This window comes from Tistrella arctica, assembly GCF_039630945.1.
Classification (GTDB): Bacteria; Pseudomonadota; Alphaproteobacteria; order Tistrellales; family Tistrellaceae; genus Tistrella; species Tistrella bauzanensis.
Genome location: NZ_JBBKTV010000015.1, coordinates 59,946 through 77,136, shown reverse-complemented (window position 1 = coordinate 77,136; position 17,191 = coordinate 59,946). Strand labels below are relative to the sequence as shown.

General features: G+C 62.7%; 21 protein-coding genes. All 21 read right to left on the bottom strand.

Features of this window, described 5'->3' with window-relative positions:
• Positions 1 to 15: 15 nt before the first annotated feature.
• The 21 genes from WG924_RS25315 to WG924_RS25215 all read right to left on the bottom strand — a co-directional run bounded on the left by WG924_RS25315 (position 16) and on the right by WG924_RS25215 (position 17,070).
• Positions 16 to 2,349 (bottom strand): heavy metal translocating P-type ATPase, encoded by a 2,334-nt coding sequence (locus WG924_RS25315; RefSeq protein WP_008946223.1) that lies wholly within the window; start codon positions 2,347 to 2,349, stop codon positions 16 to 18.
• 70 nt (positions 2,350 to 2,419) lie between these two features.
• Positions 2,420 to 3,727, bottom strand: coding sequence for an APC family permease (locus WG924_RS25310; RefSeq protein ID WP_345935825.1), 1,308 nt, complete (start codon positions 3,725 to 3,727; stop codon positions 2,420 to 2,422).
• Positions 3,728 to 3,817: 90 nt separating this feature from the next.
• Positions 3,818 to 4,240, bottom strand: a complete 423-nt coding sequence (locus WG924_RS25305) for a copper chaperone PCu(A)C domain-containing protein (protein ID WP_345935824.1) — start codon at positions 4,238 to 4,240, stop codon at positions 3,818 to 3,820.
• Between the two features lie 125 nt (positions 4,241 to 4,365).
• The gene (locus WG924_RS25300) at positions 4,366 to 4,809 is read right to left on the bottom strand and encodes a pseudoazurin (RefSeq protein ID WP_345935823.1); all 444 of its coding nucleotides are present in this window, start codon (positions 4,807 to 4,809) and stop codon (positions 4,366 to 4,368) included.
• 13 nt (positions 4,810 to 4,822) lie between these two features.
• Complete coding sequence (locus WG924_RS25295) at positions 4,823 to 5,560, bottom strand: copper resistance protein B (RefSeq protein WP_345935822.1); 738 nt, start codon at positions 5,558 to 5,560, stop codon at positions 4,823 to 4,825.
• A 9-nt stretch (positions 5,561 to 5,569) separates the two neighbouring features.
• A complete protein-coding gene (locus WG924_RS25290) occupies positions 5,570 to 7,309 on the bottom strand; it encodes a copper resistance system multicopper oxidase (protein ID WP_345935821.1) in 1,740 nt (579 codons plus the stop codon).
• 17 nt (positions 7,310 to 7,326) lie between these two features.
• Positions 7,327 to 7,881, bottom strand: a complete 555-nt coding sequence (locus WG924_RS25285) for a cupredoxin domain-containing protein (RefSeq protein WP_345935820.1) — start codon at positions 7,879 to 7,881, stop codon at positions 7,327 to 7,329.
• Between the two features lie 235 nt (positions 7,882 to 8,116).
• The gene (locus WG924_RS25280) at positions 8,117 to 8,596 is read right to left on the bottom strand and encodes a hypothetical protein (protein ID WP_345935819.1); all 480 of its coding nucleotides are present in this window, start codon (positions 8,594 to 8,596) and stop codon (positions 8,117 to 8,119) included.
• Positions 8,597 to 8,687: 91 nt separating this feature from the next.
• Positions 8,688 to 9,449, bottom strand: a complete 762-nt coding sequence (locus tag WG924_RS25275) for a MauE/DoxX family redox-associated membrane protein (protein ID WP_345935818.1) — start codon at positions 9,447 to 9,449, stop codon at positions 8,688 to 8,690.
• A 37-nt stretch (positions 9,450 to 9,486) separates the two neighbouring features.
• Positions 9,487 to 10,350 (bottom strand): DUF6692 family protein, encoded by an 864-nt coding sequence (locus tag WG924_RS25270; protein WP_345935845.1) that lies wholly within the window; start codon positions 10,348 to 10,350, stop codon positions 9,487 to 9,489.
• Positions 10,351 to 10,369: 19 nt separating this feature from the next.
• On the bottom strand, positions 10,370 to 10,915 hold the full coding sequence (locus WG924_RS25265; protein ID WP_345935817.1) for a c-type cytochrome: 546 nt from the start codon (positions 10,913 to 10,915) through the stop codon (positions 10,370 to 10,372).
• A gap of 189 nt (positions 10,916 to 11,104) precedes the next feature.
• A complete protein-coding gene (locus tag WG924_RS25260; RefSeq protein ID WP_345935816.1) occupies positions 11,105 to 11,842 on the bottom strand; it encodes a cytochrome c biogenesis CcdA family protein in 738 nt (245 codons plus the stop codon).
• The gene (locus WG924_RS25255) at positions 11,835 to 12,347 is read right to left on the bottom strand and encodes a hypothetical protein (RefSeq protein WP_345935815.1); all 513 of its coding nucleotides are present in this window, start codon (positions 12,345 to 12,347) and stop codon (positions 11,835 to 11,837) included. Before WG924_RS25255 ends, WG924_RS25260 begins: the two co-directional genes overlap by 8 nt.
• Positions 12,344 to 13,084, bottom strand: coding sequence for an SCO family protein (locus tag WG924_RS25250; protein ID WP_345935814.1), 741 nt, complete (start codon positions 13,082 to 13,084; stop codon positions 12,344 to 12,346). The genes WG924_RS25255 and WG924_RS25250 overlap by 4 nt, the downstream gene beginning before the upstream one ends.
• Complete coding sequence (locus tag WG924_RS25245) at positions 13,084 to 13,380, bottom strand: hypothetical protein (RefSeq protein ID WP_217895477.1); 297 nt, start codon at positions 13,378 to 13,380, stop codon at positions 13,084 to 13,086. The genes WG924_RS25250 and WG924_RS25245 overlap by 1 nt, the downstream gene beginning before the upstream one ends.
• Before the next feature lie 5 nt (positions 13,381 to 13,385).
• Entirely contained in the window at positions 13,386 to 13,922 is a 537-nt protein-coding gene (locus WG924_RS25240) for a TlpA family protein disulfide reductase (protein WP_345935813.1), read from the bottom strand.
• The gene (locus WG924_RS25235; protein ID WP_345935812.1) at positions 13,919 to 14,383 is read right to left on the bottom strand and encodes a c-type cytochrome; all 465 of its coding nucleotides are present in this window, start codon (positions 14,381 to 14,383) and stop codon (positions 13,919 to 13,921) included. Before WG924_RS25235 ends, WG924_RS25240 begins: the two co-directional genes overlap by 4 nt.
• Complete coding sequence (locus WG924_RS25230; RefSeq protein ID WP_345935848.1) at positions 14,383 to 14,538, bottom strand: hypothetical protein; 156 nt, start codon at positions 14,536 to 14,538, stop codon at positions 14,383 to 14,385. Before WG924_RS25230 ends, WG924_RS25235 begins: the two co-directional genes overlap by 1 nt.
• 12 nt (positions 14,539 to 14,550) lie before the next feature.
• Positions 14,551 to 14,997: a DUF411 domain-containing protein gene (locus WG924_RS25225; RefSeq protein WP_345935811.1), complete on the bottom strand. Its 447-nt coding sequence runs from the start codon at positions 14,995 to 14,997 to the stop codon at positions 14,551 to 14,553.
• Positions 14,998 to 15,021: 24 nt separating this feature from the next.
• Positions 15,022 to 16,494 carry a multicopper oxidase family protein gene (locus tag WG924_RS25220; protein ID WP_345935810.1) on the bottom strand — a complete coding sequence of 491 codons (1,473 nt, stop codon included), beginning with the start codon at positions 16,492 to 16,494 and terminating at the stop codon, positions 15,022 to 15,024.
• A 141-nt stretch (positions 16,495 to 16,635) separates the two neighbouring features.
• On the bottom strand, positions 16,636 to 17,070 hold the full coding sequence (locus WG924_RS25215; RefSeq protein WP_345935809.1) for a hypothetical protein: 435 nt from the start codon (positions 17,068 to 17,070) through the stop codon (positions 16,636 to 16,638).
• Between the last annotated feature and the right edge of the window lie 121 nt (positions 17,071 to 17,191).

Here is a 17,191-nt window from a genome sequence, read left to right as displayed (position 1 = left end):
AGAGGAACGAACCTTCTACAAATCCAAGCGCCGGAGGCGAAGCGCGTTGGTGATGACCGATACCGACGACAGGCTCATCGCCGCCGCCGCAATCATCGGCGACAGCAGCAGCCCGGTAACGGGATAGAGCAGCCCCGCTGCGATCGGTACGCCAAGGGCGTTATAGGCGAAGGCGAAGAACAAATTCTGCTTGATGTTGCGCAACGTAGCACGCGCCAACTTACGTGCCCGCACGATGCCCATGAGGTCGCCGCCTAATAGGGTAATGCCCGCGCTTTCCATCGCCACATCGGCCCCGGTGCCCATGGCGATGCCGACATCGGCAGCGGCCAGCGCGGGCGCATCATTCACCCCGTCGCCCGCCATGGCGATCTTGCGGCCATCGCGGCGCAGCTGGTCGATCAGGTCCTTCTTGGCCTCGGGCAGAATGCCCGCGCGCACCTCGTCGATGCCAAGCTTGCCCGCCACCGCCTGCGCCGTGCGCTCGTTGTCGCCCGTCGCCATGATGACGCGCAGCCCCTGGTCGTGGAGCTCCTTGATCGCCTGCCCCGTCGATTCCTTGAGGGGGTCGGCCACCGCCACGACGCCGGCAAGTGCGCTATCGACCGCGATGAACATCGCCGTCTTGCCCTCGGCGCGGAGGGTGTCTGCCTTTGCTTCAGCCTGTGCCGTATCCAGCCCCATCTCCCGCATCATCGCGGCATTGCCGAGCGCCACCGCGCGTCCACCGACTTTGCCGCGCACGCCTTTGCCGGTGACCGCCTCAAAGTCCTCCGCCTCCTGACGCAGGGCACCCTGCGTTTCGGCGCCCTCGACGATCGCCTCGGCGAGCGGGTGTTCCGAGCCGCGCTCGAGCGCTGCGGCAAGTGACAGTAGGTCGGCCTCCGGCAGGTCTCCAAGTGTCGCGGTATCCGTCAGCTTCGGCTTGCCCATGGTCAGCGTGCCGGTCTTGTCCACGATCAGCGTGTCGACAGCCGCCATGCGTTCCAGCGCCTCAGCATCCTTGATCAGGACGCCTGCTTGCGCACCGCGCCCCGCCGCGGTGGTGATCGAGATGGGCGTGGCAAGACCTAGCGCGCAGGGGCAGGCGATGATCAGCACCGACACGGCCGAGGCGATGGCAAAGACGAGCGCGGGCTCCGGGCCAAAGATCAGCCAGACGACAAACGCGACAATCGCGATGGCCACCACGGTCGGCACGAACACTGCCGAGACCCGGTCCGCCAGCCCCTGGATCGGCGCGCGCGACCGGCGTGCGTTCGAAACCATCGCCACAATCTGCGCCAGCACCGTATCGGCGCCGACCTTGCCCGCCTGGATCACGAGGCTGCCGTTCTTGTTGATCGTGGCCCCGGTCACCGCATCGCCAGGACCCTTTTCCACCGGCATCGACTCGCCGGTCAGCATGCTTTCATCCAGGGACGATCTGCCCTCGATCACCGTCCCGTCCACCGGGACCGCATCCCCAGGGCGCACCCGCAGCCGGTCTCCCTCCATGATGTTGTCCAGCGGCGCGTCATATTCCGATCCATCGGGCAGAATGCGCCGGGCGGTCTTGGGCGCGAGGTCGAGCAGCGCCCGAATCGCGTCGCCGGTCCGTTCGCGTGCCCGCAGCTCCAGAACCTGGCCCACGAAGACCAGCGCCACGATCACCACCGCCGCCTCGTAATAAGTGCCGACGCCATGACCCATCCGGTAAGCATCCGGAAAGACGCCCGGCAGGAAGGTGGCGACCAGCGAATAGAGATAGGCCGCCGCCACGCCGAGGCTGATCAGCGTCCACATATTGGGGGATCGGTTCACCACCGAGTCCAACCCGCGCCTGAAGAACGGCAAGGCCGCCCAAAGGATGATCGGCGTCGCCAGCACGAACTCGAGGTAACTCGCGGTCTGGTGCCCGATCCAGTCGCGCACCGGCAAAGCCACGAGTTCACCCATAGTCAGGATGATGAGCGGCACTGCGGCCGCCGCCGAGATCCACATCCGGCGGGTGAAGTCGGTGAGCTCCTCGCTGGGCTCGTCTGATGGCAGCATCGGCTCCAGCGCCATGCCGCAGATCGGGCAGGCACCGGGCGAGTCGCGGACGATTTCAGGATGCATCGGGCAGGTATACTGGACGTTGGCCGGAGCAGCCTTCTTCCGCCCTGCGGCCCGGCCCGAGGCGTAGAACCAAGGGTCTGCCTCGAACTTCGTCTGGCACTTCTCTGAGCAGAAATGAAAGGTCTCGCCCTGGAACTCGGCGTGGCGAGTGCCGGGCTTGACTGCGACCGTCATCCCGCAGACCGGGTCCTTCGTCGTTTTGGCATCCACCGGAATGTTGGACGCTGCGTGATGATGATCGTGGCCCATGTCATGCCAACCTTTCGCTACCGCGCCTCAGCTTGAGGCTTCCAGGGATAGGAAGCTCAAGCCGCCATTTTCAATGATGGTTCTGACCGCCTTCTCTGACCGGATTGCGCGCCAGGAAAGCCCGCACAAACAGGAACACCAACGTCATACCGACGATGCCGATCACGACGATCAGCGGATCGGACTGCCATTTCATCGCGGCGAAGGCAGAAAGCACCACCGCGTCGAGCGTGATTGCCGCCAGCAGCACCCAGCCGCGCGCGCCGACTTCTTGGCGGAGATGCCGGAACACGCCCCAGTGGATGATGATGTCCATCACGAGATAGAAGAAGGCCCCGAGAGAGGCGATCCGGCTGAGGTCGAAGAAGACCGTCAGAAAGCCTGCGATCACGACGGTGTAGACGAGCGTGTGGTCCTTGATCGTTCCCAGCATCCCGAAATGGCTGTGTGGAATCATCTTCATGTCGGTCAGCATCGCCAACATGCGCGAGACCGCGAAAACGCTGGCGATCAGGCCAGACGCCGTCGCCACCAGAGCGAGCGCCACCGTCAGGTAGAAGCCGGTCTGACCGAGGGCGGGCTGGGCTGCTTCAGCCAAGGCGTAATCCTTCGCCGCCACGATGCGATCGAGCGGCAGGCTGGAGCCGACCGCGAAGGCGACGAGCAGGTAGACGACGACGCAGGTCGCGATGGAGAGTACGATTGCCCGACCGACGTTGCGGTGCGGAGCGGTGATCTCGGCGCCGCTGTTGGTGATGGTCGTAAAGCCTTTGAAGGCCAGGATCGAAAGCGCGACAGACGCCAGAAAGCCGCCGGTGCCCGTATCTCCGCCCGTGGCTTCGAAGGAAATGCCGCTGGCCCAGAGTCCCGCCGCGCCGAACAGCGCGATGCCGCCAATCTTGAGCGCTGCCATGACGATGGACAGAAGCCCGACGGATCGGTTGCCCGAGACATTGACAAGATAAGCGAAGACGATGAGCCCGACGCCAAGCAAAGGCACCAGGAAACTGTCCGGGTCGGCGCCGAACCCTCGCAGGATGTAAGTGCCGAACGTCCGAGCGACGAGGCTTTCGTTGATGACCATCGAAAGCGCCATCAGAAGCGCTGCACCTGCCGCGATTGTCGTCGGCCCATAGGCTTTCTTCAGGATCATCCCGATGCCGCCCGCCGACGGATAAGCGTTCGACATCTTGATATAGGTGTACGCGCTGAATGCGGTCACGATCGCGCCGACAACGAACGACAGCGGAAAAAGCGGTCCGGCCAACTGCGCGATCTGTCCGGTAAGCGCGAAGATCCCGGCACCGATCATGACACCGGTGCCCATAGCTACTGCTCCGGAAAGGCTGATGCTCCCTTTCTGGTATTCTTGCGCCATCAGCAATCCTTCACTCTATGCGTAGATTTCTTTGATTCGATAATCTCTTCGAACATCGTTCATCGGCGTGGATTTTACGGTCCCCCTAAGTCAGTGGACGTGGACGTCTGTCATAACACGTGAATTCACAAGATTGAGTTCCAGTTCAAAGACGTCTCCCGCTTCGAGCTTATTGCGCAGGGGAGACAACTCATACCAAAGGTGCGACGTCGTGAGATCGAGTACCTCCCCTGCGGGCACACTAACCGATTGGAGTTCGGTGGTCGCCTGGGCTCCGATTCGGGCGACGAGCCTTGAGTTTTTCGCAATCCGGGAACTGACTCCCAACAGCACGACGGTTGTGCCGCTGTCGTTTACCAGTCGAAAACGAACTTCCGTTGAACTTGCCGCGGGACCACTGGTGGCATAGGCGTTCTCGACCTGGACCTGATATCCCAATGATAGCGGCGGGGCGTCGGCGTAGACACTTTCAAGGTCCGCAAGAAGGTTGAAAGAGCCGGCAGCGACCAACACTCTGGTGACCTGTCCCAACCGCCGCCAGCCAGGTCGCGCACCATCCAGTGTCGGGCCAACCTTCGTCGTTGTGGACGGAGAGGCGCTCGTTAGGCGCCCCTCCTGCTCTGTTCGGGCCACGGACATCAGGAACGCCCGACCTGTCCGAGCAGCAATTCGAACCGCTGGCGTGCCTTCGGCGGAAGCTTTGCGATGCTCGCGCGCGCTGCCTCCGATACCTCGACCTCGCCTACGACGATGATGCCGACCATGCCAAGCCCGACATGGGGCGTGCATTTCACGCCGTAGATGCCAGGCTTGTCGAACGTAACCGATACCTCCTTGTTGAAGCCGACATTGATTGGCTGATCGCCGCCGGCGCCAAACCCGCCGATGGAGACGGCATTGTGGCCCTTGTCGATGGGGACGAAGACGACCGTGTCACCCGGCGACACTCGGATGAAATCGGGCTCATAGACGAACCGCTCGCTTCCAGACTGATTGCGCATCTCCATGCGCACTTCGCCAGCCACTGCCGGACTACTGAGCAGCAGTATGGTGGCGAAAGCGAATAAACTTCTCGGAAACATAGAAATCTCCTGCTTAGAACGAGAAACGGATTCCGGTGACGAAGGATAGATTGTCGATATCTTCTCCCTCGTCCCGCGCGAAATCGGCCGTCTCGCCGATTTTGCGCTCCCAACTGATGCCGATATACGGAGCGAAGCTCCGCTCGATTTCGTAGCGGAGGCGAAGCCCGAGCTCGACATCGTTGATGCCGGAGCCGATGCCCCGCTCCCGTACGCTTTGGGCTGCAAGGTTGACCTCGGCCGTCGGTTGAAGGATCAGCTTCTGTGTGATCAGGAGGTCGTACTCGGCCTCGAAGCGAGCCGAAAGCTCGCCTTTGTTGCTGACGAAGGCGGAGGCATCGACTTCGAACCAATAGGGTGCCAGTCCCTGCAGGGCGAAGACGCCGAATCCCCGTTCGGGGCCGGGTTCCAGGTCATAGCGCACACCCGCCTGAGCATCGAAGAAATCGGAAATCCGGCGGCTATAGAGCAGCTGGATTTCTCCCTTTTCCAACTGCCCGTCCGTCGGCTTCTCGCCTTCGGTTTTCAGCCAGGCCTTGTGGTCGTCGTTACCGATCCAGCCCTGGGCATCCCAGTTGAGACTATCCTGCCCATCATTCGCTCGGTATTCGAACTGCTCGGCCTGAAAGAAGGTGAACAGCTGACCGGGCTCGGCGGACTGGGCCGGGCCGAACAGGAACAGGGCGGGCATGAAACCGGCAAGGAACGCAAGCTTCTGCCGAGGATTGCATCGTCCAGTCATTGATTTCATCGTTCTGCCTCACGCGCTTTTCGGCTCGACGATGAAACGCGTCATCATCCCAGCTTCCATGTGATAGATCAGGTGGCAATGGAACGGCCAATCGCCCGGCTCGTTCGCCGTCAACACCGCAGAGACGGTCTTGCCGGGAGGCACCACGACGACGTGCTTGCGCGGCTTCCTGTCGGTCTGGCCGTTCTCCAGTTCGACAAACATGCCGTGCAGGTGCATGGGGTGCGCCATCATCGTCGTGTTGACGAACTTCAAGCGTACCCGGTCCCCATAGGCCACACGGATCGGCTCGTCCTTCCCGAAGGGACGGCCGTTCAGGTTCCACATGTACCGTTCCATGATGCCTGTCAGCCGCACTTCGATCTCGTGATTCGGCTCACGGCCGTCCGGATTCGGCGTCGATGCTTTCAGGTCCGCGTAGTCCAGAGCCTTCGTCCCCGGCGGCGTACTTGCGTCGGCCCAGCCGAAGGGACGGCGTTCTCCGCCCTCGGCCGCCGCTCCGCCCATGGTGCCGTGGTCCATGCCAGCCATGGGCGCTCCGCCCATCTTGCTATGGTCCATGCCACCCATGGCGCCACCGGACATGGCACCGCCCGCCATCGAGCCATGGTCCATCCCCGTCATCGAACCGTGGTCCATGCCACCGTGTGCCATGCCCATGTCCGCCATGCTGAGTATCGTGCGCGGTCGCTGTTCGGGGATAACGGCCTCCATACCCTCACGCGGCGCCAGCGTAGCCCGGGCATAGCCCGAACGATCGATCGGCTCCGCGAAGATCGTGAACGCCTTGTCATCCCGTGGAAGCACGATGACGTCGTATGTCTCGCCGACGCCGAAACGGAACTCGTCGACACGAACCGGCTGGACATTCTGCCCATCGGCCGAGAACACGGTCATGGGAAGTCCCGGTATGCGGACGTCGAAGAAGCTCATGGCCGACGCATTGATGAACCTGAGCCGGACACGCTGACCGGGGTTGAACAGGGCGGTCCAGTTGTCTTTCGGTCCACGGCCGTTGATCAGAAAGGTGTATCCGGTAACGTCCGCGAGGTCGGTCGGGTCCATCCGCATGTCGCCCCAGTCGAGGCGATCTTTCAGCGCGGTATTGAACCCGTCGCGGTTTGCGTCCCGGAAGAAGTCGATGAGGGTCCTTTTCCCGTAATTGTAGTACCCGGCATCGGCCTTCAGGTTGGACAGCACGCGCTTTGGGTCTTCCTGGGTATGGTCCGAGAGAACCACGACATAGTCGCGGTCCGCGCGCACCGGCTCGCGCCCGGAAGGCTCGATGACGATGGCGCCATACATGCCCTGCTGTTCCTGCATCGCGGAGTGGCTGTGGTACCAATAAGTACCAGCCTGACGGAGCTTGAAGCGGTAGGTGTACGTCTCGCCGGGCTGGATGGCGACATAGCCGTTGAAGCCGGGTGCGCCGTCCATGACGCCTTCGATGAGGAGTCCGTGCCAGTGGATGGACGTGGGCACATCGAGCCGATTGGTCGCATAGACCACGACCTCGTCGCCCTCGCGCCAGCGCATCGTCGGCGCCGGCACGGAGCCGCCCATCAGGATCGCCTTGCTGCTGATGCCGTCGACGGCTATGCGATCGACGTCGACGTTCAGCGTGTACTCCTTCGTCGAGGAGGCGAAGCTGCGGCGACCAGGATAGACAGCGAGGGTGCCGGCAAAGCCCGCCGCTCCGGCAAGCTTGAGTGCATCCCGTCGCGAGAAACCAGAGATTGGATTGTTCATCGTCTGCTCCTCCCCGTTCACTTCGTAAAGTTGATGGGGCCAGCCATACCGGACTCGTAGTGGCCCGGGATGTTGCAGGCGAACTCGAGTTCGGTCGGCTTCGTGAACTTCCAGACTAGTTCCGCCGTCTTGCCGGGCTCGACCAGGACGCTGTTGGGATCGTCATGCTTCATATCGCCCATGTTCATGCCGCCCATCTTTGAATGGTCCATCTTCGACATGTCGTGATTCATGCCCGTCGGCGTCAGCATGCCGTGTTGCATCATCATCGCCATTTCTTCCTGGTGCTTGGCGTGCATGGCGGCGGTTCCGATGTTGAACTCGTGAAGCAGTTCGCCCTTGTTCACGAGGACGAAGCGGACGATCTCGCCCGGCTTCACGGTCAGACTTTCTGGTTCGTACAGATTGTCGCGCATGGTGATCGTCACGGTGCGCGTCGCCTGCTCGGCCTTGGCGGCCTCGCCGAACGGCAGGCCATGACCGGGAGATGCGAAAGCGGCGCTCGCGGCGGCGATCGTCGTGAAGCCGGCGAGGAAAGAAATGCGGAGAAGGTTCGGGAGTGTTTTCGACATTTTGCGAATCCTGTTTGTCACATTGAGAGAACCGAGGCTGCTTGTTGAGGACACAGACCTCCAGTGGCCGGGAGCGGATCTCCGGCGGGCGCGACAAGCGGATTGGAAGGGAATCGGGACGTGCGATCGCGCACTTCCGAACCTGCTGCGCCCGAACGAACGCAGTTCTTATGTCAGCAGGAACGTGAAGTTCTCGATGTCCGAATCCCGCCCGACAAGGGCAGCCGCGCGGAGATCAGATGCGCGCGCGGGGAGGACGGAAAAGGCCGTCGGGGGCATCCAAGCCCGCGAACTGGTCTACATGAACACCAAGCCGCACCACAAAAAAGTTGATAGCACCGACTTCCGTAATGGCGGCAACTACAATAGTCGGAGAGCAAGCGACGACGCAGCAATTTCCAAGGGCGCCGTGCTTCGCGGGCTGCCCTTGGTGCTGCTGTGCAGCGTTGTCGGCACAATCCGCTGCTTGCGAGATGCCGGCATGACAGGCTCCCCCATGAAGAGAACCGCTTTCGGCCGGGTGATCGTGCGGACCGGATGCCGGGATGGCATGGCCGACGCCGGCGCTCGCCATCAAAAATGCGACAGCAACAAGGGCGCCCAAGAGGCGCCGGACATTGATGCACAATCTGAAGGACCAGTTCAACATGGAGAGTGGATAGCATACGGCGTCATCAACGGCAACGACTTCATTCCAGGAAAGGGGGTGCGGCATAGCACCGCCGTGGTGCCGCCGCGCTCGCTTACGGGTAGCTGGCCAGAACGCGAGCGGAGCTACCGGGAGAACATCGGTCGCTTGGAGCCGTTCAGCCGAGCCAGGCCATCCGAAGCGGCATCCAGATCGCCATCGCCATCATCATCACGTTCTCGGTGAGCGAGATGAACCCCAAGGGGACATTGCTCGAGCCGCCCACGCAAGCGCATTTCAGCTCACTTTTGTCGATGTAGACCGCCTTGAAGACCGACACAGCACCTACCGTTCCGATGAAAAGCGCGACCGGCGCTGCGATCCAGATCAGTGTGCCGGCGATCATGAGGATGCCGGCCAGCGCCTCACCAAACGGATAGACGTATCCGTATCGGATCCATCGTCGCGCCAGCAGGTCGTAGTTCAGGAACATCGTTGAGAAGCCCTCGATGTCCTGGAGCTTCTGGATGGCAAGAATGCACATGCTGATCGCGATGAACCACTCCAAGCCGCGGATCGTGAGGACGGTGCCGAAGGTGTACCAGCTCACGGCGAACGCCATCAGGAGCGCCACCGAAAAGATGGCAATGACCGGCTGGTAGCTAGTTTTGCCCTGGTCCCGGAGCTCCTGCCCGAAATGCTCGCGGAGATCGTCATAGCCGCCGATCCGCTCTCCGCCGATGAACGCCTGCGGAGTCGTGTCGACACCATGCTCCTTCTTGAAGGCCTCGGTTTCTTCGGGGGTTTTGAGGTGGTAATCCTCGACGGTGAAGCCCCGACGCTCAAGCAGATCCTTCGCCTTGAGCCCGTAGGGGCACAAATGATCGGGCATTACCATCCGGTAGAGGCTCGCGGTCCTGTCGCTCTCGTCCAAAGCCATGTGGCTCTCCTTCCTAGGAATACCGCTTCCCTGGGCCTCAGTCCGCCGCACAGCTATAGAATCCGCGGTAACCCACGTTCAGGCCCGAGTCGAGTTCGAACACGAGCTCGGCATTCTGGCGCCAGTTGGCATCGTCACCGAGCGGCCGGACGGTTATCGTTGTGCCGGGCGCCGAAAAAGTCGCGCCGCCATCCTGTAGGGCACCAGCTGCGGCGAGAGACACCAGGACGCCATTCAACTTTATCGCCGCCGCGCCACTTTCGCGAGCGGACCAAAGTATCGGGTCGGCCTCCGGACTTCGGGTGAATGTGCAGGGAGCAGACGCTTCAAGCACTCGATCGGCCTCGGCCTCAGGCATTGGCGCAAGGTCGAGCTGGCTGACAAGTGTGTTTGAGAGAGCATCCTCAACGGTCCCCGGCTCGGCAGGCGGATCCTTGTAAATGCTCTCGACGACGTTTCCGGACGAGACGTCCGCGATCAGGTAGCCCATCTCGGCAATCTCGCGCCGCTGCGCCTCAATGATCTCGTCGGCCAGCTTGCGCACACGCGGGTCACGGATTTGCGCCCGCTCGGAAGTCATGACGGCAATCGAGTGGTGTGGGATCATCGCCCGCATGTAACTCGGCCCGCTGACCGCGACCTGGCTCCGGACCAACCATAGCGACAGGGTGAAGGCGACAATCGCTCCCGCGAAGATAGCAATGTTGACTCCCTTATTCGAATACATGCCCAGCATGTAGGCAAGCATGATGACCGCCATCGTCGCGCCCATCATGATCGCCATGTAGGTCCGCGTTTCCGAGAAGAAGACGTGTTCCCACGCGTAGGTGTTCAGGTACATGAGGATGAACATCACCACCGTGGAGGTGAGGATCATCAGCCCGAAGCGTACATAGGACATGCGCTGGCGTTCCTCTTCGTTACGGTCGCTCAGTTGCAGGGCCATTGGCGCCACCCGTTAGCGTGGCATATTCATCCGCCGTCAACGCGGGAAGCGTCGTTACGAACGCCGTCAGCGCTACGATTTCCTCCCGGGAATGATGCGGCCCGAACGCCGGCATCCCCGTCATCTTGATACCGTTGGTGATGATCCAGTGGATCTGCTGCGGGTTCCACTCGGTCGCGGCTTCGGTCAGATGCGGTGGCTCAGGCCGCATCCCCCGCGACCATTCCGCCGGCTTCCCGCCCGGAGTGCCGTGGCAGTGCGCACAAGTTTCCGCATAATGCTGCGCGCCCTGGACAATCAGGTCTCGGGAAAAGCTGTCCGGCAGGTCCGCGCCGCCTGCCCGGTTGGCGACCGAACGGTGCATTGTGGTGTCGAACGTCCACCGGACCGCATCTGCATGTTGATCCGAGGCAGCGACATTGTAGATCCCCGTATAAGTGACGGTGATCCAGACGGCGATAGCGACGATGATCGTCCCGACGATGCCGAGCCCCAGACCCGCTCCAAATCCTTTTGACATGCATTTCTCCTGCTGGCGCCGTCTTTACTCCGTCCGAGAGCCAGCATGAGTTCAGAGTGTATCCTCTCCATCCGCTCGCGGGGTGTAGGACACTAACGCGTCAAAGCTTCGGGGGTTCCCGCAAGCCTTCGGGCCGCCTGCTATGACCTGGAACGCGAGCGGTTGTGGGTTCCGGGGCAGGCCATCGCATCACCCGACCGTCCCCAGTATTGGAAAGGTATCCAGCAGCCAGTAGGACAGCGCCGAAAGCTGCCCGGTGATCATAGCGATGCCCATTGCCACCATGAGCAGCCCGGCGATCTGATGCAGTCGACGCCCGATGCGCCCGATCGCTCGCAGGCGCCGGGTCAAGCGGTCGGTGAAGGCGGCAGCGAGCAGGAAGGGCACACCAAGCCCGGCTGAGTAGATGGCGAGGAGTCCGACGCCCTCTCCAACCGTTGCTGTGGCCGCGCTCGCCGTGAGGATGGCGCCGAGGATCGGCCCTATGCAGGGCGTCCAGCCGAAGCCAAAGGCGAGCCCGAGGACATAGGCCGAGAGCGGCTGGCCCCCCGTGATGGACAGGTGGAAGCGGACCTCTCGCTGCATCACGGTGATCCGCGCCATGCCGATCAAGAACAGGCCGAACACGATTACAATACCGCCACCGACGAGGTTCAGTTCGTACCGGTAGCTCAGAAGTATCTGGCCGAGCGCCGTCGCGCTTGCTCCCAGAATCATGAAGACCGTCGAAAAGCCAAGGACGAAATACAGGCTCATACCGATGGCTTGGCGCCGACGGCCGACAGGATCGACGTCGCTGGCGACGACCGTATGTCCCGCAACGTAAGAGACATATCCCGGCACCAGCGGGAGGACGCAGGGAGAGACGAAGGAGACCGCGCCCGCCGCGAAGGCGGCGATCAGGCCGATGCCCGACAGTTCAAGCATCGGCACCGCCCGCCGTTCTGGTCAGTCCGAACCACCTGCCGGTCGCGACGCGGAACGCCGTCAGTGGAACAAATATCCATTGCAGCACCGGACTGAGTCCGGCGTCTATGATGGGGATGACCGGCATCAGATCCCGGTAGGCCCATGCCTGCCGCACTTCGATGTTGAGCCATTCGCTGAAAAGCGTGTAGCCAAGCCCGAGCATCAGGGTCATTACGACGATGCGGCCTGTCCCTACGGCTGGCCATGTAGGAGTGCCGGCGAGGAACAGCGCCAGCATGACCGCGCTGAGCGCGATCAGGATGTCGCCGCCCGTGCAATGCACGACGGCAAACACGATGTCCCCTGCCGACCCCGTTTCCCACAACGTGTAGAGCGGCATGTGCGCGAACTCCCAGACGAGATTCGCGACAGCGACGAAGGCGACGTATCGACGCAGCGCGGACAGCCATTCGCCAGCCCCTGCGGCGGCGAATTGTCCATTGCTCGAATTCACGTTCGTCATCGGAACAGCCCCTTCACGCTGTTCCACCAGCCCGCCTCTGCCGGCCTGGACGGGCGAGAGGAGGCGTTGGTCAGCCCGTTGATGTAAAGCACCAGGTTCAACGGCTCGAAGCGCAAGCCGTGGAACTTGGCAGCGAAACGCCCGTCACGGTCGATCACGTGCGTCACGACGCCATGCATCTGCTGTCCATCATTCAGCGGTTCGAACCTGACCTTATAGGTCTCCGAAAGCGTTCGTGTCGCGTCCTCGGGGTCGCCCGGACGGCGGGTCAGGAACATCCAATTATACGGGTCGAGGCCATGCGCCTCGCCATAGCTCTTCAAAACATCCGCCGTGTCGAGATCGGGGTCGGTCGTCACCGTGATGAACTGGATCATGTCCTTCATCGACGTGACGTTGATCTTCGACTGGACGTCGGCGATCAGGGCGGAGTGCAGCGGGCAGACATCCGTGCAGCTGGCAAAGATGAAGTTCAGCACGACGATTCTGTCGGCGAAGTCCGATAGTTTCACGATGTTCCCGTCGGCATCGGCCAGATCGAAGGGCGGGGCCAGGCTGTCGATGGCCTGAAATAACTGCTCCTTGCTGCCCATGACCCGGTCGAGGTCGGCGCCCGGATGGTGCGCCAATGCCGGCATGGCAAAAGCGAACGCGCCGATCAGAACAGCGGTAAATCGAGCGAAACTCATACGCTCTCCTTGGCCATCCTTGCGGTCGATGACACCGGTCGGCGACATCACTCCTGTCGGCTCCGCGGCGACGGGCCTGCATCCGTCTCGCCATGGGTCGCGCAGGACTTTGCCCCACCGCCGCGCATGCACAGGCCGAGGGCGCACATCGCGGCGCAGGGCGCGAGGGCGAGCAGGATCGGCGCCACGCCGACCGCCGTCAGCCAGCCCCAGTTCAGGGCAAGTCCAGCGGCGAGCGTCCCGAGACCCGCAAGCAGCACAATCCGACGTTTCGACAGCCAGGGCATCCGGAGGAACAATGGGATGCGCGGGGTCGCAATTGCGGCGGTCCGTTTCGTGATCATCGTGTCTATTCCTTTCCTGTTTGCCCGGCGATGACGCTCTCGAAGAAGGCGACCATCTCCGGTGTGTCCCATTCAGCCGGTCCGATCAGCCGGCCGAGCTCCCGCCCATCCGGCCCGATGAGCAACGTCCCCGGGAGGCCGAGTATCCTGAGGTCGCGCGATGCCTTCATCGTCTCGTCGATGAAGATACCCAGATGCCGGATACCGATCTCGTCGAAGAACTTACGAACGACACCGACGCCGGCGCGGTCGATCGACAGGGCCACGACCTCGAAGCGCCCGCTGCCGAGCTTTGCCTGAAGGCGGTCCAGTGTCGGCATCTCATGGCGGCAAGGGGCGCACCAGGTGGCCCAGACGTTGAGAAGGACAACCTTGCCGCGCCAGCGGTCGAGCGTGAGCGCGTTGCCGTGTTCGTCAGCAAAAAAGATTGTCGGTAGCAGCTGCGACGTGTCGTGCAGCGGGACGGCATTCGGCCCGTCCGCCATCGTTGCGGTCGAGAAAACCAGCGCCAGCAGGAACCCGAGCACGGAAAAAGGTTTCATTGGCGTGCCTCCCTTTCCCGTCGGCCCAACTTGGCCTGGTACTGCTGCTCTCGCTCCGGCCAGGTGCTCTTGATGAAGTCCAGGGCGGCGCGGATGTCGTCGTCGGACAGCACGCCAGCGAAACCGGGCATGTCGCTCTGGTAGCCGCCGCCAACAACGGCTGCAGGTCCTTCCTTGGTGATGCGGAACAGAACCGCGTCGGGGTGATGCCAGGTGTGGCCAGAGGCGTCATGCGGCGGCGCGGGCAGGCGACCGGATGGAAGGCGGCTCTTCCAGTCCGGCTGGCCTTCGAGCTTCGCGCCATGACAGGACGCGCAATTCGCCGCATAGATCGCTCGCCCGCGTTCGAGCCGTTCGCCGGATTCCTCCCCCGGACCGCTCCGGTCAAGTCCGACCCAGAGCAGCCCGGCCACGGCGCTTCCGCCGAGTAGTATCGTGGCGCCAAGAACGGCACGGTTCATCAGCGCTTGCCCACGAAGAGGTATTTGACCAGCGCCGCGATGCCGAGGACGAGCAGGACGATCACGAGAAGCCAGACAAGGCCCATGCCCCACATCATCATGCCGCCCATGCCGTCCATCATGCCCATACCCATGCCGGTCGGTGCGTTGTTCATCGGAAAATCTCCCTATTCGACCGCGTATACGGACGGCTTGCCGTCACCCACGGCGTAGATCGTGAAAGGTTCGGTCTTGGCGCCGCTCATGCCGGGCGATCCCATCGGCATGCCGGGCAAAGTCACGCCCTTGATGTCGGGACGCTCCGAGAGCAGGCGATTCACCGTTCCAATGGGGACATGACCGCTCACCACGTAATCGTCGATGAAGGCGAGGTGGCAGCCCTGGAAGTCGTCCGGGATGCCGGCATCGCGGCTCATGGTGACGAGCTCGTGGGTCGGCTTGACGGTGACGGTAAAATCGTTGTCGCGCAGATAGTCGGCATAGGCTTCGCAGCAGCCGCATTGCGGGTTCTTGTAGAGGGTCACGTCCTCGGCGACCGCGAGCGATGCGTTCGTGAAATAGACGCCTGCACCGAGAATTACTGCGGCGAGGGCGGCGACGATGATCTTGTGCATGGTGGTTCTCCTTGAATCTCTGGATCAGGTGACGCGGATGACGCCCATCATCCCGCCAGCCTGGTGTTCGAGGATGTGGCAGTGAAACATCCAGTCGCCGGGATTGTCGGCCACGAAGGCAACCTCGACCTTCTCCCGAGGCGCCATCAGCACCGTGTCCTGCCATTCGCGGTGCGGCGTCGGCGCGTCGTTGCGCGAGATCACCCGGAAGGAATGGCCGTGCAGGTGGATCGGATGGTGCCACGCCGTCGCATTGGTCATGGCGATGACATGCGAACGGTCGAGGTCGAGCGTCAGCATCGGGTCGAGCACATGGCCTTCGGCGGCCTTGCCGTTGACGAACCAGATGCCCTGCCCGTGCATCATTCCCATCATGCCGCGCATCATGCCGCTGGCCATGCCGGTCCGGCCGCCTTCGCCCATGCTGCCGCCCATCTTCGCCATCACCATCGCGCCCATCATGCCGCCGTTGAAGATCACCTCATGGCGACGGGCTTCGGCGAGATCGGGTTCGGGCAACGGGTTCGCGGGAAGCGCGATGGGCCAGTCGGGTACAGTGTCTCTCACCGGTCTCTGGTCATAGACGAGGTCGATCAGCCGGTATTCGAGGCCCCGGTAGAAGCGGTCGCTGACCGTCACACGGCTGTTTGGCTTTCCGGTCATGTCGAGCATGATGTCGGCCCGCATGGCTGGCCCGAGCACGACGAGACCGCCCGCGGGCGCATGCGGCGTAACCGGCTGGCCGTCGAGCGCGATGACCGTTGGTGCATGGCCCTGGAAGTCGAGCCCGAAGATGCGTGCGTTCGCGGCATTGATGAGCCGCAGCCGGATGCGCTCGCCGCTTCGCACCGGAAGCGCGTCCGGCACGCGACCATTGATCGTGACGGTGTTGCCGATCCGGCCATTGTGGCTCATGTCATGGCCGTTGCCGAAGTCGTCGCTGATCTCGGCGGACCTGGTGAGGCGCCAGTCGTCGAGCACCCAGAAGAGTTCCCGATCTACCTGGGGAGGTGCGGGCTCCTCGACGATCAGCGGCCCGTAGAGGCCGCGCCCGACCTGCTCGAAACTGCGCTGATGCGGGTGATACCAGAAGGTACCGGCATCGACCGCGTCGAACTCGTAGAAGAAGCTTTTGCCCGGCGCAATCGGCGGCTGGTTGAGATGCGGGACGCCATCCATGGCGTTCGGCACCCTGAGCCCGTGCCAGTGGACGGTGGTCTCTTCGGCGAGCCCGTTCTCGACGGTGATCCGGAGGCGCTCGCCCTGACGGACGCGGATTTCAGGTCCGGGGACAGTTCCGTTATAGCACCAGGCAGGTGTTTCGCGGTGCGGCTCCGACACGAGCCGCGCCCGTCCCGGTGCGGCCCGCAAGGAAAACTCCCGGATGCCGGCCGCCCGCGCGGGAAACATGAGACCGGGCATTCCCAGGCTGGCAGCGCCGGCGGCGCACGCCTTCAGTAAAGTCCGGCGCGATAGCGCCAGGGTGATCGGTGACATGGTTCGCTCTCATCTGATTTCCGCTGTGCTTCGGATGCGCAGACTCGGGTCTGCACATGCATTGAGCGGCGGCTGCCCGTGCGATTGCCCGGGAAGCGCAGCAGGGCGCAGCGGTCGGAGCGTACCCCGACCGGCGTCCGATCAGATGAGCGTTCGGGGAGGGTAGGGTTCGGGCGGACCCGTCCGTCCGACAAGGTCGTAAAAGGCGCGGGCCGACGGAGATATACCGGTTACCGCCGGAACGCTGCCCTCCGGGCTGAGACTGGCCAGAAGCGGAGCGACGCAGACCATGTCACAACCAAGCCCGCCATCGTCGCCTTCGTTGTCGGAGCCGCAGCCCTGACAGTCGGCCATATCCATGGCGCCGCCATCGGCGAGTGCCATTTTAAGCGACATGGCGGTTGCGCTCGTCGCGTGCGCGACCGAACCCACCGCAAATGCGGTGAGCAAGGCGAACACGAATATCCGGACGAACTTAGTCACTAGAACCATATAGACTGCAGCAAGTACCCTGTCGAGCGCAAAGGTGTCGCGGACCGCGACGGGGCTCGGACGTGTCTTCGAGAAAATCGACATTGCCGGCAAATAGCAACGCCGAGCCGATAGCGAGAGGCACGGCCAAATTGACTCCAAAGGACGCGCGATTGAAGAGGACGAGCCGGACCGGTCGTCGGAGGCTTTGATCAGATGATGAGAT

What these genes read in the sequence shown, in the direction of transcription:
- WG924_RS25315 (WP_008946223.1), bottom strand. Translation starts at nt 2,349, where the DNA reads ATGGGCCACGATCATCATCACGCAGCGTCCAACATTCCGGTGGATGCC.
- WG924_RS25310 (WP_345935825.1), bottom strand. Translation starts at nt 3,727, where the DNA reads ATGGCGCAAGAATACCAGAAAGGGAGCATCAGCCTTTCCGGAGCAGTA.
- WG924_RS25300 (WP_345935823.1), bottom strand. Translation starts at nt 4,809, where the DNA reads ATGTTTCCGAGAAGTTTATTCGCTTTCGCCACCATACTGCTGCTCAGT.
- WG924_RS25295 (WP_345935822.1), bottom strand. Translation starts at nt 5,560, where the DNA reads ATGAAATCAATGACTGGACGATGCAATCCTCGGCAGAAGCTTGCGTTC.
- WG924_RS25290 (WP_345935821.1), bottom strand. Translation starts at nt 7,309, where the DNA reads ATGAACAATCCAATCTCTGGTTTCTCGCGACGGGATGCACTCAAGCTT.
- WG924_RS25285 (WP_345935820.1), bottom strand. Translation starts at nt 7,881, where the DNA reads ATGTCGAAAACACTCCCGAACCTTCTCCGCATTTCTTTCCTCGCCGGC.
- WG924_RS25280 (WP_345935819.1), bottom strand. Translation starts at nt 8,596, where the DNA reads ATGCCGCACCCCCTTTCCTGGAATGAAGTCGTTGCCGTTGATGACGCC.
- WG924_RS25275 (WP_345935818.1), bottom strand. Translation starts at nt 9,449, where the DNA reads ATGGCTTTGGACGAGAGCGACAGGACCGCGAGCCTCTACCGGATGGTA.
- WG924_RS25270 (WP_345935845.1), bottom strand. Translation starts at nt 10,350, where the DNA reads ATGTCCTATGTACGCTTCGGGCTGATGATCCTCACCTCCACGGTGGTG.
- WG924_RS25265 (WP_345935817.1), bottom strand. Translation starts at nt 10,915, where the DNA reads ATGTCAAAAGGATTTGGAGCGGGTCTGGGGCTCGGCATCGTCGGGACG.
- WG924_RS25260 (WP_345935816.1), bottom strand. Translation starts at nt 11,842, where the DNA reads ATGCTTGAACTGTCGGGCATCGGCCTGATCGCCGCCTTCGCGGCGGGC.
- WG924_RS25255 (WP_345935815.1), bottom strand. Translation starts at nt 12,347, where the DNA reads ATGACGAACGTGAATTCGAGCAATGGACAATTCGCCGCCGCAGGGGCT.
- WG924_RS25250 (WP_345935814.1), bottom strand. Translation starts at nt 13,084, where the DNA reads ATGTCGCCGACCGGTGTCATCGACCGCAAGGATGGCCAAGGAGAGCGT.
- WG924_RS25245 (WP_217895477.1), bottom strand. Translation starts at nt 13,380, where the DNA reads ATGATCACGAAACGGACCGCCGCAATTGCGACCCCGCGCATCCCATTG.
- WG924_RS25240 (WP_345935813.1), bottom strand. Translation starts at nt 13,922, where the DNA reads ATGAAACCTTTTTCCGTGCTCGGGTTCCTGCTGGCGCTGGTTTTCTCG.
- WG924_RS25235 (WP_345935812.1), bottom strand. Translation starts at nt 14,383, where the DNA reads ATGAACCGTGCCGTTCTTGGCGCCACGATACTACTCGGCGGAAGCGCC.
- WG924_RS25230 (WP_345935848.1), bottom strand. Translation starts at nt 14,538, where the DNA reads ATGAACAACGCACCGACCGGCATGGGTATGGGCATGATGGACGGCATG.
- WG924_RS25225 (WP_345935811.1), bottom strand. Translation starts at nt 14,997, where the DNA reads ATGCACAAGATCATCGTCGCCGCCCTCGCCGCAGTAATTCTCGGTGCA.
- WG924_RS25220 (WP_345935810.1), bottom strand. Translation starts at nt 16,494, where the DNA reads ATGTCACCGATCACCCTGGCGCTATCGCGCCGGACTTTACTGAAGGCG.
- WG924_RS25215 (WP_345935809.1), bottom strand. Translation starts at nt 17,070, where the DNA reads ATGTCGATTTTCTCGAAGACACGTCCGAGCCCCGTCGCGGTCCGCGAC.